Genomic DNA, 14836 nt, shown 5'->3' on the forward strand with positions numbered 1-14836 from the left:
GCGGTTTGGGCGCATGTTGCAACATTATCCCATTCTAAGCTAAAGTTTCTCTCCCCTTGTCCGATAAGAGTCCATGTACGGTGAGCGCCTCAACGACGCGGCACACCCTCCACTGCACGGATCATGGATGAAAGGAGTCAATTGATGGAGGTATGGAGCAATCTTCGGGTTCGCAGCAAACTGCTCGTCATGGCGGTGGGGTTCTGCCTGGCACTGCTCGTGGTCGGCGCCATGGGGCTTCACGGCATGCGGAGCACCAGCGCCGGGATTTCCACATCCAACGGGAGCATGAAGCATGTGGCGCTTCTGTCCGAGCTCAAGAATAACTTCCTCCAGATGCGGCTGTCGCTGGTCTACATGCTCGCCCTCGCCGACCAGGCGAAGGTTGCCGCCAAGGGCCAGGAGTTCCAGACCCATGCCGACGCGGTGAAGAGCGGTCTCGACGCGTATCTGAAGGACGATCTGGACGCCACCGAGAAGGAGCAGATCGCCGTCTTCAAGGCGGGATTCGAGGATTATCTGGTCCAGGGGAAAAAGCTTGCGGAGATGGCTACCTCGGCCGCCGCCTCCGGCAATGCGGCCCGTGCCGAGGCGGTGGCCTTTGCGACGGAGAAGGTCGCCCCGCTTTACGACAAGCCGGCCCGGGCCGCCTCGACGCTGGTCGCTTACAACATCAAGGAAGGTGAGGCGGCGTACGCCGCCGACATGAGGACGTACCGCCGTGACTTTGCCGTCATGGTGTCCATCGTCCTGGCGGCGACCGTTCTGTCCCTTCTTGCGGGCTCCGCCATCGCCGCTTCCATCGGCCGTCCCCTCAACAAGGTGCTCGATGTCCTCAACCGGGTCGCCTCCGGCGACCTGACCGCCCGGGCCGACATCACCACCTGCGACGAAATGGGGCTCCTCGCCCGGGATGTGAACGTAACGGCGGACCGGATCAACGAGATCATTTCGCTCGTGGCCCATAACGCCTCCCAGGTCACCGCGGCGGCGACCCAGCTCCACGCCACCGCCACCCAGATGTCGACCGGGGCGGAGGAGGTGGCCCAGCAGGCGGCCACCGTCGCCACCGCCAGCGAGGAGATGGCCGCCACGTCGGCGGAGATCGCCCACAACTGCAGTATGGCGGCCGACAGCTCCCGCCACGCCAACGACCGGGCCGAAACCGGATCGACCGTGGTCCAGGAGACCCTCACGGTCATGAACCGGATCGCCGAGCGGGTCCGTTCCTCGGCCCGGACGGTGGAGAGCCTCGGCTCCCGCAGCGACCAGATTGGTGAGATCATCGGCACCATAGAGGATATAGCCGACCAGACGAACCTCCTGGCACTGAACGCCGCCATCGAGGCGGCGCGGGCCGGCGAGCAGGGGCGCGGCTTTGCGGTCGTTGCCGACGAGGTCCGGGCCCTGGCCGAGCGGACCACCAGGGCGACCAAGGAGATCGCCCTGATGATCAAGGCGATCCAGGGGGAGACCAAGGGGGCGGTGGCCTCCATGGAGGAAGGGGTCAGAGAGGTGGAGACCGGGACGGGCGACGCTGCCCGGTCGGGCGACGCCCTGAGCGCGATCCTCGACCAGATCGGCGGCGTCACCCTGCAGGTGAGCCAGATCGCCACCGCCGCGGAGGAGCAGACCGCCACCACCGCCGAGATCAACAACAACATCCAGCAGATCACCGACGTGGTCCAGCACACGGCCCGGGGGGCCGAGGAGTCCGCCCAGGCCGCCGAGCAGCTCGCCCGGCTGGCCGAGGAGCTCCAGGCCCTCGTCACCCGGTTCAGGCTCGCCTCGTAGCCACTTCCTTCCACATCGGGCAACCGACAACGGCCCGGCATTTTTGCCGGGCCGTTGGTTGAAGGTACTGCTGCAACCCTCCTTCTACCTCTCCCCCATGATCCTTCCGTCGCGTACGTCGAAGATCCGGTCGAACCCCTCCACCATCCGGTGGTCGTGGGTGACGACCAGGATGGCCGAACGGTGCTCCACCGCCAGCTTCTTCAGAAGCGCCATGACGTTCTTGCCGTTCTCGGTGTCAAGCGCCGCGGTCGGCTCGTCGGCCAGGATCACCTTCGGCCGGTTGGCCAGCGCCCGGGCGATGGCGACGCGCTGCGCCTCGCCGCCGGAGAGAAAGGCGGGATAGGTCTCCAGCCGGTGGCCGAGGTTGAGCGCTTCGAGGAGCTCGGTGGCCCGGGCTCTCGCCTCCCTCCTGGCCATGCCGTTTATCTCCAGCGCCACCATGACGTTCTCCAGGGCGGTGAGAAACGGGATCAGGTTGTGGGCCTGGAAGATGAAGCCGATCTTCTCCCGGCGGACCCTCTTCAGGTCGAGCCCCTTGCGCCACCCGTCGTCGGCGATGGTCGTCCCGTCGAGGATGACCCTGCCGCGGGTCGGCTCGTTGATGAGGCCGATGGAGGTGAGGAGGGTGGTTTTTCCCGATCCCGACGGCCCCAGGATGGCGACCAGCTCTCCCGGCTTTACCTGTAGTGATGCGTCGGCGATGGCCGTAACCGCCGTCTCGCCGTGGCCGTAGATCTTTGTCAGCCTTTCGACTTCCACTGCGTACATGATCTTACCCTCCAAGGGCCTCGGCCGGCTCCACCTTGAGCGCCTTTCGAATGCCCACGAAACTCGAAACCGTGCAGATGCCGATGACGATGACAAAGAGTGATTGCAGGTCGCTGGCGACCAGCTCCACCCGGCGCGGGAATCTGTCGTAGGTGAGAGAGATGACGCCGTAGCCGATGGCGTAGGCGATTACCCCCATGAGGAGCGACTGCTGGAGGATCAGGCCGACGATGACCCGGTTCCGGGCGCCGATCAGCTTCAGGGTGGCAATGGTCCGGATCTTGTCGATGGTCGAGGTGTAGATGATGAGGGAGATGATGACCGCCGAGATCACGAGGAGGATGATCCGGAAGAGCCCCAGCTGCATCCGGGCCTTCTCGATCATCCCCTTGGTGAGGATCTCGGTCTGCTCCCCGTCGGAGATGGCCCGGAAGTGGTTCCAGCGGCCGATCCGCTCCTGGACCTCCTGCAGGTTCGCGCCGGGGGCAAGCCGCGCCACCACCGTGTTCACCGTGTGGGTCGACTCCGTCAGGGCGGTGATGTTCTGCCGGAGGAGCTTCGTCTGGGGCGGGGAAAGGGTCGGGAGCCCGGCAAGGCGGGCCGCGATCCGCTCCCGCTGGTTCCTGATGGCGTCGTTGTTGCTTTTGAACTGGATCTCCTGGGCATCGGCCAGGCCCACGTAGGCCGCCGGGTCGCCGCTAGAGGAGACCATCTTCCCGGTGATCCCGACCACGGTGTAGTCGTGGAGCCCCAGGCGGATCTTCTCGCCGAGCCCCATCTTCATCCCCTGGGCGACGACCATCTCGTAGTGCTTCTGCCGGATGCCCCGGCCGGCGATGATGGTGGGCGGCCCGCCGAAGCCGTTCAAATCGTACCCCACGAGGAAGAAGCGAAACGGCTTTCCCCGGCGCTCGATCTGGACGGTCTGGAAGGAGAGGGGGGAGGCCTCCGCCACCCCGGGAACCGCGGCGATCCGGTAGCGGATATCCTCCGGGATGCGGGAGATGGCGGCAAAGGGGCCGCTCGTCTCCTGTTGCACCACCCAGAGGTCGGCGCGGGTGGCGTGGCTGATGGAGAGGGCGTCGGCGAAGAGCCCCCGGTAGATCCCCCCCATGCTCATCACCACCCCGAGGAGGAGCCCCAGCCCGACGGAGGTGAGGATGAAACGCCCCCGGTGGTAGCGGATGTCCCGGACGGCGAGGTTCATGGCGCAACCCTCACCCGCATGCCGTCTTCGAATTTGGCCATCTCCGGCTGCGGCGCCAGGGCGATCCGCTCGCTCCCCTCAAGCCCGCCCCGCACCTCCACAAGGCCGCGCCGATCCTCGATCCCGACCGAGATCTCCCGGAATCTGAGCCTCCCGTCGTTCACAACGAACACGCCGCGCTTCTTCCCCCGGGAGACGAGGGCGGCGGCGGGAATGGAGGGGACCTTCATCCTTTCCTCGGTGACGATATACACCTCCGATTGCTCTCCCAGTCGGAAGTTTGCAAGCGGCGGGGTGAAGGCCACGTCCACCTCCAACTCTTCGGTCACCCGGTCGCTCTCCCGCCCGAGGCGGGCCACCTGGCCGGGAAGCTCTTCGCCGGGGGCCGAGCGGAGGGTGATGGCGGCGCGCTTCCCGACGGCGACCCCTTTCAGTTGCGATTCGTCCACGTTGGTCTTGACCCAGACGGTTTGCGGATCGGCCAGGGTGAAGATGGCGAGCCCCGGCGTCACGGTGGCCCCCTTTTCCAGCTCCCTGGCGATGATGACCCCATCCTGCGGCGCATAGATGAGGGTGTCGGCCACCCTGCTTCGGGCAAAGCCGAGGTTGGCGCGGTTGGCCTTTTGCTCCATCTGTGCCGCCGCCAGCGCCGCGGTGCAGCGGGACTCCTCCTCCCGGGCGACCTTGCAGGCGTTTTCGTACTGCTCGGCCTCCAGCTGGGCGACCAGGTTCCTGTCGGCGAGGGTCCTGAAGCGCCGGGCGTTTTTCTCCGCAAGGGCGAGGTTGGCGCGGGCCTTCCGGAGGTTGGCCCGCTCCACGTCGATGGCGGCGGCGGCCCTGGTTACCCCCGCCTCCGACTGGTGCTCCTGCTGAATGAAGTCGTAGTTTTCGAGCCTGGTGAGGAGCTGTCCCCGTCGCACGCGGTCTCCCTGATCGGCGTACAGCTCCACGATCCTCCCGGTGATCTTGCTCGATACCCCCACGACGACCTTTGCCTCGACGGTGCCGTTGCCGTAGACCCGGGCCGTCAGATCCCGCCTTTCGACCTTCGCCACCGCGACCTTCGGCGGGGCGAGGATGGTCGCCTTGAGCGCAACGATCACGGCCACAAGGGCGACGGGCCAGATCAGGTACTTCTTCCTTCGTGCCAGGGTGTTTAGCTTCATGGTTTGCTCCTCGCCGATCGTGCTGTTCATTCTCTTCCCACGGCCCGGTCGAGACGGGCCAAGGCGGTATGGTAGTCGTAGACCGCCTGGATATGGGCCGTTTCCGCATCGAGGGCCTGGGACTGGGCATCGGTCACCTCGATGATGCTCCCGACCCCCTCCTTGTAGCGCCCCATGGCCAGGGCCTGATGCTCCCTGGCCGCCTCCTCCTCCTTTGTCGTCGATTCGATGCGGGCCGCTGCCTCCTTGACGCCGAGCCAGGCAGATTCCACTTCCTTGACGACCTGCAGCTTCAGGTTATCCTTCCGGGCCTCGACACCCCGCAGTGAGGCGGCGGCCTCCCGCTCCTGCTCCACCGTGGAAAACCCGGAGAAAAGCGGCACGGTGAGGTTCAGTCCCACACCCCACACGTTGCCGCCGGGGGGGAAGTTCCGGTCGGCGTAGCCGACGCTCGCCGTCCCCGACAGGATGGGGAGATAGCCGCTCCTGGCGCTCTTCAGGGTTGCCGTCGCCGCACTCTCCAGGGCGGCGATCCGTTTGAGCTCGGCCCGGGCGGTAAAGGCCTCCCGGCGGCTCTTGTCGAGCTCCGGCAGCGGCGCCGGGGGGACGGCAGGCTCCACGAGGGGGCGCCCCTCAAGAGAGGGGAGCCCCATGGCGTTGGCCAGCTCGACCCGGGCGAGCTCCCGGTTGTTCTCCGCCCGGATGAGGGCGGTCCGCGCCCCGTAGAGGTTCGCCTCGGCCCGGGCCACGTCCACCTTCGCCCTGATCCCCTGCCTGAAGAACTCCTCGGCCTGGCGAAACACCGCCTCCCTTGCCGCGACGGTCTCCCGGGTTGCGGCAACCTGCTTCTCCGCGGCGAGCACGAGGTAGTAGGCGCCCCGCACCCGGAACGCCACATCCTGCCGCGTCACGGCGAGGGCCTCGGTGGCGGCAATGCGGTTTCCACGCGCCGCCGCCACCGCCCCTGCGGTCCGGCCGAAATCGTAGATGGTCTGTCGGAGGTACAGGGCCTCGGTGTGGACCTCCGTCTCCCTGATGCTCTCCAGGGGGGTGAGGAAGGAGCGCCCCTTGCTCCAGTCGGCGGCAATGGTCACCTGCGGGTAATAGTTGGCAAGGGCCATCCCCGTCCGTGCCTCGGCGACGGATACGTTTGCACGGGCCTCAATGGTTTGGGGGTGGTTTTTCAGGGCTGTGGCAAGGGCCTCGTCCGGGGTCAGCGTCTCGGCCGCGTAAAGCCTGCCGCACAGCAGGAAGAACAGCCCCATGGTGATTGCCGGACTCTTCATGGCGTCCCCTCTTGTATGCATGTTTTAGAATGTAAAGTGAACATTTGGTCACATACGGTGCAAAAAAATTTACCGGATAAGGTGAAGGAAGTTCTCCCAGAGCCTGGCCGCTTCATCCCGGATGTCAAAGGAGGTGCCGCCGACGGTCCAGCGGAGGGCGGTGAACTGGATCATGCCGAGGAGCGTCAGGGCCGTCTCCCGGGGAGATAGGGAGTCCCTGATCTCTCCTTCGGCGATACCCGCCGCGATGATGCCGGTAAGGGTCTCCACGTAGCTCCCCATCCGCATGGCGATGAAGCTGGAAAGCTCCCGGTCGCCGAGATGGACCTCCTCGGAGAAGATGAAGCGGGGGATTCCCGGCAGCTCCGCGATCAGCGCGATGTGGGAGGTGAAGATGGTGTGCAGCTTTTCAAGGGGAGAGCGGCTCCCGGCCGCGATGGCGGCCGCCTTCCCCATGACCTCGGAACCGATGAAATCCGCCAGGGCCGTGAGGATCTCCTGCTTCCCGCCGAAATGCCGGTAGATGTTGGCCTCGCTCATTCCTGCCACTTCGGCGATGGCGGCGATGGTCAGGGCGCTTGCCCCCCGGGCGCCGACGACCTTGAGGGCCGCCTGAACGATCTCTTCCTTGCGTATCCGGGTGCTTTTCCTGGGGAGCATGACAAATCCTTATGCGAATATGTATTCACATGATAAGGTGCCTGCAGGAAAAAGTCAACCCCGGATAACGCTCTTCTGCCGGCGGGTCTCGGTACTGGATTTGTATTTTCCGGAAATCGTTGCATCACTTTGCTTCCTTTACCCTGCATGGCTTTCTCTTCTCTGAAGACAAGAGCGTAAAGATCCCCGGCAGGACGACCAGGACGAGCGGCACCTGGATCAACAGCCCGGAGATGATGGCGATCGCCAGTGGTTGCTGCATGGCCGAACCCTGGCCGATGGCAAGGGCCAGCGGGAGGAGGGTGAGGATTGCCACGACGGTGGTCATGACGATCGGCCGCATCCGGTTCTTTCCTGCCTCCACCAGTGCCGAGAGCGGTTCCGTGGTCTCCAGGAGTTCCCGGTACTCCGAGAAGTAGAAGATGGCGACCTCGGTGACGATCCCGACGATCATCGTCATCCCCATCATGGCCGAGATGTTGAGTTCGGTGCCGGTGAGCCAGAGCCCGACAAAGACCGCCGACAGCGACAGCAGGGGAATGACGGCAATGGCCAGCACGATCCGGAACCGCTCGTAGAGGAAGAGCAGCAGCAGGAAGACCAGTGCCAGGGCGGCGACAAAGACGCCGATGAGCCCCCGGAACGCGATTTGCTGCTGTCGGTACATCCCCCCCAGCTCGAAATAGACTCCCCGGGGGATCAGGCCGGCTTGCCCGAGGACCCGGCGAACCTCCCGCACGACCGACCCCATGTCCCGGCCGCTGATCCGGCCGGTTACGGCGACCATCGGCTTCAGGTTCTCGCTGGTGATTTCCGGCTGGCCGGTGACGGGGGTTATCGTGGCGACCCGCCGCAGCGGGAAGAGATGGCCGTCCGGAGCACGAAGCAGGAACGAACCGATGTCCGGCTCGGTGGTGCGCTTCTCCGGCGGGATCCAGACCCGCACCCCGACCATCTTGATCCCTTCCTGCACCTCGGTGGTGACCACCCCGGAAAGATACTCCCGCACCATCCCGGTAACCGCGTCGGGATCCACCCCCTCCAGGGCCGCCCTGGTCCGATCCACGTGGATGTCGAGGGCGTCCCCCGCCAGGACGATGCCGTCACGGACATCCACCACCCCGGGGATTCTGCCGATGGCGTCCGCCACCCGGCGAGCGACGGAGAAGAGCTGCCGCTGGTCGTCGGCATAGAGCTTCACCTCGATCGGCTGGGGGACGGCGGTCAGGTCGCCGATCAGGTCTTCCATCAGCTGGGCCAGTTCGATCCTTAGCCCCGGCACCTGCCGTTCGACCTTGCCTCGAATCTCGTCCATCACCACGTCGATGGGGCGGCGCGGCAGCGGTTTCAAGCGGATGAAGAAATCGCCGGTATTGGCCTCCGTGAGGCCGCCGCCGAGCTGGGCGCCGGTGCGGCGGGAATAGGTCTCCACATCGGGGGTCGCCCTGATGATTGCCTCCACCTGGCGGAGCAGCCGGTCGGTTTCCGAAAGGGCGGTGCCCGGCGGGGTCCGGTAGTCGAGGATGAACCCCCCTTCGTCCATGACCGGCATGAAGCCCGATCCCACCTGGCGGTACCCGACATAGCCGAGGATCAGGAGCGGGACTATGCCGGCGAGGACCAGCGCCGGCCGCCGGATAAGCGGTGCCATGAGCCGTTCATAGACGCAGTGGACCCGGATCGTGATCGCCCCCCCCTCCTCCCGATGGGCCTCCTTCTCACCCAGCAGATGGTCGGCCAGGATGGGGATGGCGAGCCAGGTGATCAGGAAAGAGATGATCAGTGCCGCCGCCATGGTCACCGAAAGTGCCTTGAAGAAAGCGCCGGTGACCCCGCTCAGAAAGGCCAGGGGGAGGAAGATGACGATGGTCGCGGAAGAGGACCCGGCCAGCGGCTGGGCGAATTCGCGGGCCGCCGCCATGACCCGTCCTTCGTGGTCCCCCCGGCCCCCCCGCAGACGGCGGATGATATGCTCCACCATGACGATGACGTCGTCGATGATGAGCCCCACCGCCGCCGCCATGCCGCCGAGGGTCATGATGTTGAAGCTCATGCCGAGGAGATGGAGCAGGACGATGGTGGCCGCCAGCACCGTCGGAACTACTACAATGGCGACGAGGGTGATCTTGAGACTGCGCAGAAAGAGCAGCAGCACCGCCGCCCCGAGGATCACCCCGATGATGATGGCGTCGCGGACGCTGGCCGCCGAATTGACGATCAGCTCGCTCTGGTCGTACCAGGTGCGGATCGTCACCCCCGACGGGAGCTGGGACCGGAAGGAGGCTAGCTTGGCCTTGATCTCCCGAGCGATCCGGACGGTGTTTCCCCCCGGCTGCTGGTAGACGTTGATCAGTACCGCGTCCCGGCCGTCGGCGGTTACCCGCTGCCACTGGGGGACGGTATCCCGTTGCACGTCGGCAATCTCTTCCAGGCGGACGACCCCGTTGGGGCCGCTTTTCACGATGGTCTGGCGGATCTCGTCCAGGGTGGTGAGCCGGGTGTCGACCATGGCCAGGTAGAGCTTGTAGTGGTCCTCCAGGCGGCCGACGGCGGTAATCACGTTGGCTGCCGAAAGGGTCCGGGCCACGTCGCCGAGGGTGAGCCCGTAGGCCTGGAGACGGGCCGGATCCGCCGTCACCCGGTACTCTTCCCGGCGCCCCCCGGTCACCTGGACCCGCGAAGCCCCGTTGACGCTGGAAAGGAGGGGGACCAGCTGGTAGCGGGCGATATCGTAAAGTTCGATCTGGGATCTGGTGGCGGAGGTGAGGCTGTAGGCGAGTACCGGAAACACCGTCGGGTCCATCCGCTTCACCTCGAAAGACGTCCCGCCCGGAAGGACCGGAAGGACCCGGCTGACCGCCGATTCCACCTGGAGCATGGCGGAGATCATGTCGGTCCCCCACCCGAAGTTCACCGAAATCTCGGCGCTCCCCCGGCTGCTGGTGGAGCGGACCGACGCTACCCCCGGCACCGCCCGCACCGCCTGTTCCACGGGACGGGTCACCTGGAGCTCCATCAGTTCGGCGGCCCGGTCTCCCGCGTCGAGGGAGATGACGACCCGGGGGAAATCGACGCTGGGGAAAAGGGCGACCGGCAACCGGAAGGAGATGGCCCCTCCGGCCACCGCCATCATCAGGACCAGGAAGAGAATGGAGCGCCGATGGGCCTGCACCCAGCTGGTAAAGAGGCTCATTTCCCTCCCTCCCTTACCGCCATTCCCTCGCGCAGTTCATAATTCCCCACGGTTACCACCCTGTCTCCCGGAGCAAGCATGCCACTCACCGCCACCATGCCGTTGCTTTCGATTCCGGGGGTCACGGCAACGCGATGGGCCCGGCCATTGCGCACCACAAAGAGATAGGCGCCGCCGGCATCTTTCAGGACCGCGCTCCGGGGGACCGCATACCCCTTCCGCCGGCTGACGGTGATGACCCCTTTCACCCGCGTTCCCGCCACCAGAGCGGCCGCGCGCCCCGGTCCGAGTGTGACGGTAACGTCAATCAGCCGCGTCTGCGGGTTGATCATGCCGAAAACCTTTTCCACCCGCCCCACCATCTTAAGTCTCTCGTCGAACACCGACGAGACCAGCACCGGCATCCCCGGCCTGACCAGCCCCATATCCTCAGGCTCGACGCCGATCACTACCCGCAGGCGGTCCCGGCGGGCGAGCTGCATGACGGTGGTTCCCGCCGGCATCCGGTCACCCGGGGCCGCACTTACCATACTGACGATGCCGGCAAAGGGGGCCGTGACCATCGTGCTCCCCCTGTTCGTCCCCAGCTGTTGCTGGACGGCCAGAGCCCTTTCCGCATCCGCCACATTTTTCCGGGCCTGATCGAGCTGGGAGCGGGTGGCCAGTTGCTGCTCCGCCATGCTCTGCACCCGGACCAGTTCGGCGCGTGCGAATTCCAGGTTGGACCTGGCCAAGGTAAAACCCAGGGCTTCGGAGGGACTGACTGAAACTTCCACCAGCGGGGCACCTCTTTTCACCACCTCCCCCGGCGCTGCCAGCAGCCGCGTAACCTGCGCCGCATAGGGAAGACTGATGTTGGTCGTGTTCCGGGGATCGGCGCCAACCGTGCCATAACCGGTAATGGTCGCCGCCAGTTCGTGCATCCCGAGCGACACGGTCCGGACTGCGGCAACCGGACCGCCGGCGGGAAACGCCTGACGGGAAAACGCCCCAAAGGCCAGCAGGATAATCCACGCTATGACAGCTCGCTTCATCGTTTTTCCTCTCCAGGTGCCGGGTAAATCTGCGGGGGGGATGTGAGCCCCCGGAAATCGGCGCCGAGGAGCGTTTGCAGGATAGCCTGCTGCTCGAAGAGCGACTGCTCCAGGGCGAGCGCCTCCAGCCGTTTCTCGAACAGGGAGGCCCGGAGGCTGCTGAAGGTGGCAAATTCCATGTTGCCGGCAGCCAGTGCCGCCTCGGCTGTTCCGACCACCTTTTCCAGCGGGGGGAGTGCAGCCGCCACTTCCCGGTACTGGCGCCGTACCAGGGCGATCTGCTCCAGGAGGCTCCCGGCCTTGCTGTAAGCGTCATCGAGACGGGCCTGGTATTCGTCGTACAGTTGCCGTCGCGTCGCCCTGGCGACGGCGATGGCCCCCTGGTTGCGGTCGAAGATCGGCAGGGTGAGGCTCACCCCGAACCCGTAAGTGTTGATATCGCTCGTGTCCCGCGCCCTGGTCAGGCCGATGTTCAGCGCGGGAAACTGGGCCAGGACCGCCCGGCGGAGCTGCTCTTCCTGGCTTTCGTAGCCGGCCTGCAGGGCCAGCAGATCCGGCCGGCGGTGGGGAAGCTGGGCGAGGAGCTCCTTTGCCACCCCGTCGGTGAGCGCCGGCAGCTCCTCGCCGCCCGTCAAGGAAAGCGGCACGTCCGGCGCCAGCCCCAGCAGGGCGTTGAGGTCATGGCCGGTCCGGCTCTGCCGGCGTTCAAGCTCCGCCAGCCGGCCCCGCACCTTCTGGAGCTCCGCCAGGTTGGCGCTGACCGCATTGATGGTAAGGTTCCCCTGCTCCATGGCCCGGTTGGCCCGGCGATACCGGTCGGCAAGAAGGTCGCGGTATCCTTGCAGCTCAAGCCGCACCTTCTCATCCTCGACCCTGCGGATAAAGAGCAGCCGCGCCTTCTGCACCACCTGCCATTCCTGCCAGAGCAGGCTCCAGTCGACCTTGCGGCTGGCGGAACGGGCTGCGGCAACGGCGGCGCTGCGGGTGACGAGGGCGCCGACGTTGTAGTTCAGGCCGAGATTGAAGGCGTTCACGTACCCCGGGCCGGCGCCAAACGGATGGTCAAGGCCGGCGGTCAGTTGGGGGTTGGGGAGGATCCCCGCGGCCATGAGCTGGGAAGCCGCTACGCCACGCTGATCGCGGGCTGAGCGCAGGTCCGGATTGTTGGCAACCGCCAGGATCGCTACTTCGGTCATGTCGAGGCCGTCGGCGGGGTTGAACGGATGGGGGGCGCGCCCGGGCACCACCTGCGGAATGCGCTGCAGAAGCGCTGGCGCCGTGGGAAGTGGGTGAGGATGGTAGGTCGCACAGCCGGCCAGTGCGAGAAGGAGCGGCAGCATTGCCGCGGCAATTTTTTTCACCTTATAACTCCCCCCTGCTCGGGAAACGGTTCTTCTGCAGATCATTTTCTCTCGTCTTGAACAAATTGCCTTTCGCCATGACTAATGTCAGGTGGGCAACCGGGATTGCGCCCGCTCCTATTCTTCGGCGCCCCCCGTAAAGGAACCGAACCTGAGAGCGAGAGCAGGCAGCACCAGGAGGTTGAGGAGGGTGGAGGTGACCAGCCCCCCCAGGATCACCAGCGCCATCGGCCCCTCGATCTCCCGTCCCGGCGCGCTTGCGCCTATGGCCAGGGGGAGGAGCCCCAGCGCGGTGACCAGGGCGGTCATGAGGATCGGCGCAAACCGCTCGGAAGCGCCACGAATGGCGGTTTCGGCCCCCCAGGTCATCCCCTCGACCCGGACCAGGTGCTCGTAGTGAGAGATCATCATGATGGAGTTGCGGAGCGTTAGGCCGAACAGCGTCACGAAGCCGACCAGGGAGCCGATGGAGAGGACGCCGCCGGAGATGAAGGCCGCCAGTACCCCGCCCACCACGGCAAAGGGGAGGTTCGCCATGACCAGGAGGAGATTGCGGGCGTTTCCCATAACCATGGAGAGGAGGATGATAATAACGGTTCCGGCCATGAGGGAGTGGACCATGAGGTCGCGCCGGGAACGGGCCTGGGCCGCGGACGCGCCGGTGAACTCGGCGTAGCTCCCGGCAGGGAACGAGACGTTCGCGGCTATGCTTTTCTTTGCCTCGGCGACGAAACTGCCGATGTCACGCCCGGCAACGTTGCAGGTTACGGTCTGCACCCGCCTGGCCGCATTGTGAAGGATCTCGTAGCGCCCCGACTCCTCATATACGTCGGCAACCTGCTTGAGGCTGACATAGGTCCCCGAGGGATTCCGCAGCTGCAGCTCCCCGACCTCCGCTGCGTTCCCGCGCGCCGCCGCGTCAAGCGTGACGGTTACGTCGAAGACCCGGTTCCCCTCGTAGATCTGGCCGACGACGGCGCCCTGGTAGGCGGTACGCACCGCGTCGAGGACATCCACGGACTCGAAGCCCCAGCGGGCCAGGTCCTCTTTGCGCAGTCTGATCACCAGTTGCGGCGTGCCGGGGGGAGATTGCACCTGGAGATCGGCGGCGCCCGGGATACGCCCCAGAACCCCGGCCACCTCGCGGGCTTTCGCGTCGAGGGTGTCGAGGTCCTTGCCGTAGATGTTAACCACCACCGGTGCGGTGTAGCCCGAGAGAGTCTCCTCGATACGTTCGGTCAGGAAGGTGTTGATGGCGAAGTTGGCGCCGGGGAACCGGGCCAGCGTCCTCCGGATCTCACCCTGCGCCAGCTCCGCCTCTTCCCCCCTGAGGGGCTTCAGCTCCACGTCGAATTCGCTGGAATGGGTGCCGAATATGTCATCGGCCTTCTCCGCCCGCCCGGCCCGCTGCGCCACGGAACGGACATACGGGAGCTTGAGGAGTTCGATGGTCACCTGGCGTCCCAGGCGGAGGGATTCCCGGAGCGAGGTGCCGGGAACGGCGGACATGTGGACGATGAAATGCCCCTCCTTCAACTCGGGCAGGAACCCGCCGCCGAAGAATGGGAGTGGAGCGAGCCCGGCCAGGGTGAAAAGGGCCACGCCGATGATGACCGCGCGGGGATGCCGCTCGACGCCGGCGAGAAGGGAACTGTAGCGCTCCTTCAGCCGGCGCACCACCGGCGGCTCCTTTTCCGGCAGCTCCTGCCGGCCGAGGAGGACGAGGCAGAGCGCCGGGGTAACGGTCAGGGCTACCAGAAGAGAGGCGAGGGTCGCCAGGATGTAGGCGATGCCGAGGGGGGCGAAGAGGCGTCCCGCCACGCCGGACATGGTCAGGACCGGGATGAAGACCAGGGTCATGGCGAAGGTGGCATAGACCACGGCGCTCCGCACCTCCAGGGAGGCGTCGAAAACAACCTTCAGCACCGGCCGCGGCACCGCCGGGGTACGGTTCTCCCGGAGCCTTCGCAGAATGTTCTCGACATCGATGATGGCGTCGTCCACCACCATGCCGACCGCGATGGCGAGTCCCCCGAGAGTCATGGTATTGAGGCTGAACCCCAGGTGTTCCAGGACCGATACCGCGGCGAGGAGGGAGAGGGGTATTGCCGAGCAGGAGATGGCCGCGGTGCGCAGGTTGAAGAGGAAGAGAAAGAGAACGATGATGACCAGCGCCGCGCCGATGAGAAGCGATGACCTGACGTTCCGGGTGGCTGTCCGGATGAAATTGGCGGGCCGGAAGATGCCCCCGTGGAGCTCCGCCCCCTGCGCCTCAAGCACAGGGCGCAGCTCGGCCAGGGCACCCTCCACCCGGGCGGTCACCTCCTGGGTATTGGCCCCGTACTGCTCCGAGACCACCAGTTG

Annotated in this window: 10 protein-coding genes; 1 reads left to right on the top strand and 9 read right to left on the bottom strand. The window is 65.8% G+C overall.

The genetic code is table 11. From position 1 onward, the window contains the following. Positions 1-144 precede the first annotated feature (144 nt). Complete coding sequence (locus tag M6689_RS08760) at positions 145-1794, top strand: methyl-accepting chemotaxis protein (protein WP_298270391.1); 1650 nt, start codon at positions 145-147, stop codon at positions 1792-1794. Positions 1795-1878: 84 nt separating this feature from the next. Here M6689_RS08760 and M6689_RS08765 read toward each other — a convergent pair whose 3' ends face one another. From M6689_RS08765 to M6689_RS08805, 9 genes are all read right to left on the bottom strand, one after another. Beyond that, complete coding sequence (locus tag M6689_RS08765) at positions 1879-2565, bottom strand: ABC transporter ATP-binding protein (protein ID WP_298270394.1); 687 nt, start codon at positions 2563-2565, stop codon at positions 1879-1881. 4 nt (positions 2566-2569) lie between these two features. Further along, positions 2570-3772, bottom strand: coding sequence for an ABC transporter permease (locus tag M6689_RS08770; protein WP_298270397.1), 1203 nt, complete (start codon positions 3770-3772; stop codon positions 2570-2572). Then, positions 3769-4938, bottom strand: coding sequence for an efflux RND transporter periplasmic adaptor subunit (locus M6689_RS08775; protein ID WP_298270399.1), 1170 nt, complete (start codon positions 4936-4938; stop codon positions 3769-3771). Before M6689_RS08775 ends, M6689_RS08770 begins: the two co-directional genes overlap by 4 nt. A 26-nt stretch (positions 4939-4964) precedes the next feature. Further along, positions 4965-6224, bottom strand: a complete 1260-nt coding sequence (locus tag M6689_RS08780) for a TolC family protein (RefSeq protein ID WP_298270402.1) — start codon at positions 6222-6224, stop codon at positions 4965-4967. Positions 6225-6293: 69 nt separating this feature from the next. Beyond that, entirely contained in the window at positions 6294-6884 is a 591-nt protein-coding gene (locus tag M6689_RS08785; protein ID WP_298270404.1) for a TetR/AcrR family transcriptional regulator, read from the bottom strand. A gap of 124 nt (positions 6885-7008) precedes the next feature. Further along, positions 7009-10077 (bottom strand): efflux RND transporter permease subunit, encoded by a 3069-nt coding sequence (locus M6689_RS08790; protein WP_298270405.1) that lies wholly within the window; start codon positions 10075-10077, stop codon positions 7009-7011. Beyond that, a complete protein-coding gene (locus M6689_RS08795; RefSeq protein ID WP_298270408.1) occupies positions 10074-11111 on the bottom strand; it encodes an efflux RND transporter periplasmic adaptor subunit in 1038 nt (345 codons plus the stop codon). The genes M6689_RS08790 and M6689_RS08795 overlap by 4 nt, the downstream gene beginning before the upstream one ends. Next, positions 11108-12472, bottom strand: a complete 1365-nt coding sequence (locus M6689_RS08800; RefSeq protein WP_298270411.1) for a TolC family protein — start codon at positions 12470-12472, stop codon at positions 11108-11110. Before M6689_RS08800 ends, M6689_RS08795 begins: the two co-directional genes overlap by 4 nt. 117 nt (positions 12473-12589) lie before the next feature. Continuing rightward, positions 12590-14836: efflux RND transporter permease subunit (locus M6689_RS08805; protein ID WP_298270413.1), on the bottom strand; the 2247-nt coding region annotated here is incomplete at its 5' end.

Source organism: Geobacter sp. (genome assembly GCF_027327745.1).
Lineage (GTDB): Bacteria > Desulfobacterota > Desulfuromonadia > Geobacterales > Geobacteraceae > Geobacter.

Coding starts and splice junctions, on each gene's coding strand:
- M6689_RS08760 (WP_298270391.1), top strand. CDS start 145: ATGGAGGTATGGAGCAATCTTCGGGTTCGCAGCAAACTGCTCGTCATG.
- M6689_RS08765 (WP_298270394.1), bottom strand. CDS start 2,565: ATGTACGCAGTGGAAGTCGAAAGGCTGACAAAGATCTACGGCCACGGC.
- M6689_RS08770 (WP_298270397.1), bottom strand. CDS start 3,772: ATGAACCTCGCCGTCCGGGACATCCGCTACCACCGGGGGCGTTTCATC.
- M6689_RS08775 (WP_298270399.1), bottom strand. CDS start 4,938: ATGAAGCTAAACACCCTGGCACGAAGGAAGAAGTACCTGATCTGGCCC.
- M6689_RS08780 (WP_298270402.1), bottom strand. CDS start 6,224: ATGAAGAGTCCGGCAATCACCATGGGGCTGTTCTTCCTGCTGTGCGGC.
- M6689_RS08785 (WP_298270404.1), bottom strand. CDS start 6,884: ATGCTCCCCAGGAAAAGCACCCGGATACGCAAGGAAGAGATCGTTCAG.
- M6689_RS08790 (WP_298270405.1), bottom strand. CDS start 10,077: ATGAGCCTCTTTACCAGCTGGGTGCAGGCCCATCGGCGCTCCATTCTC.
- M6689_RS08795 (WP_298270408.1), bottom strand. CDS start 11,111: ATGAAGCGAGCTGTCATAGCGTGGATTATCCTGCTGGCCTTTGGGGCG.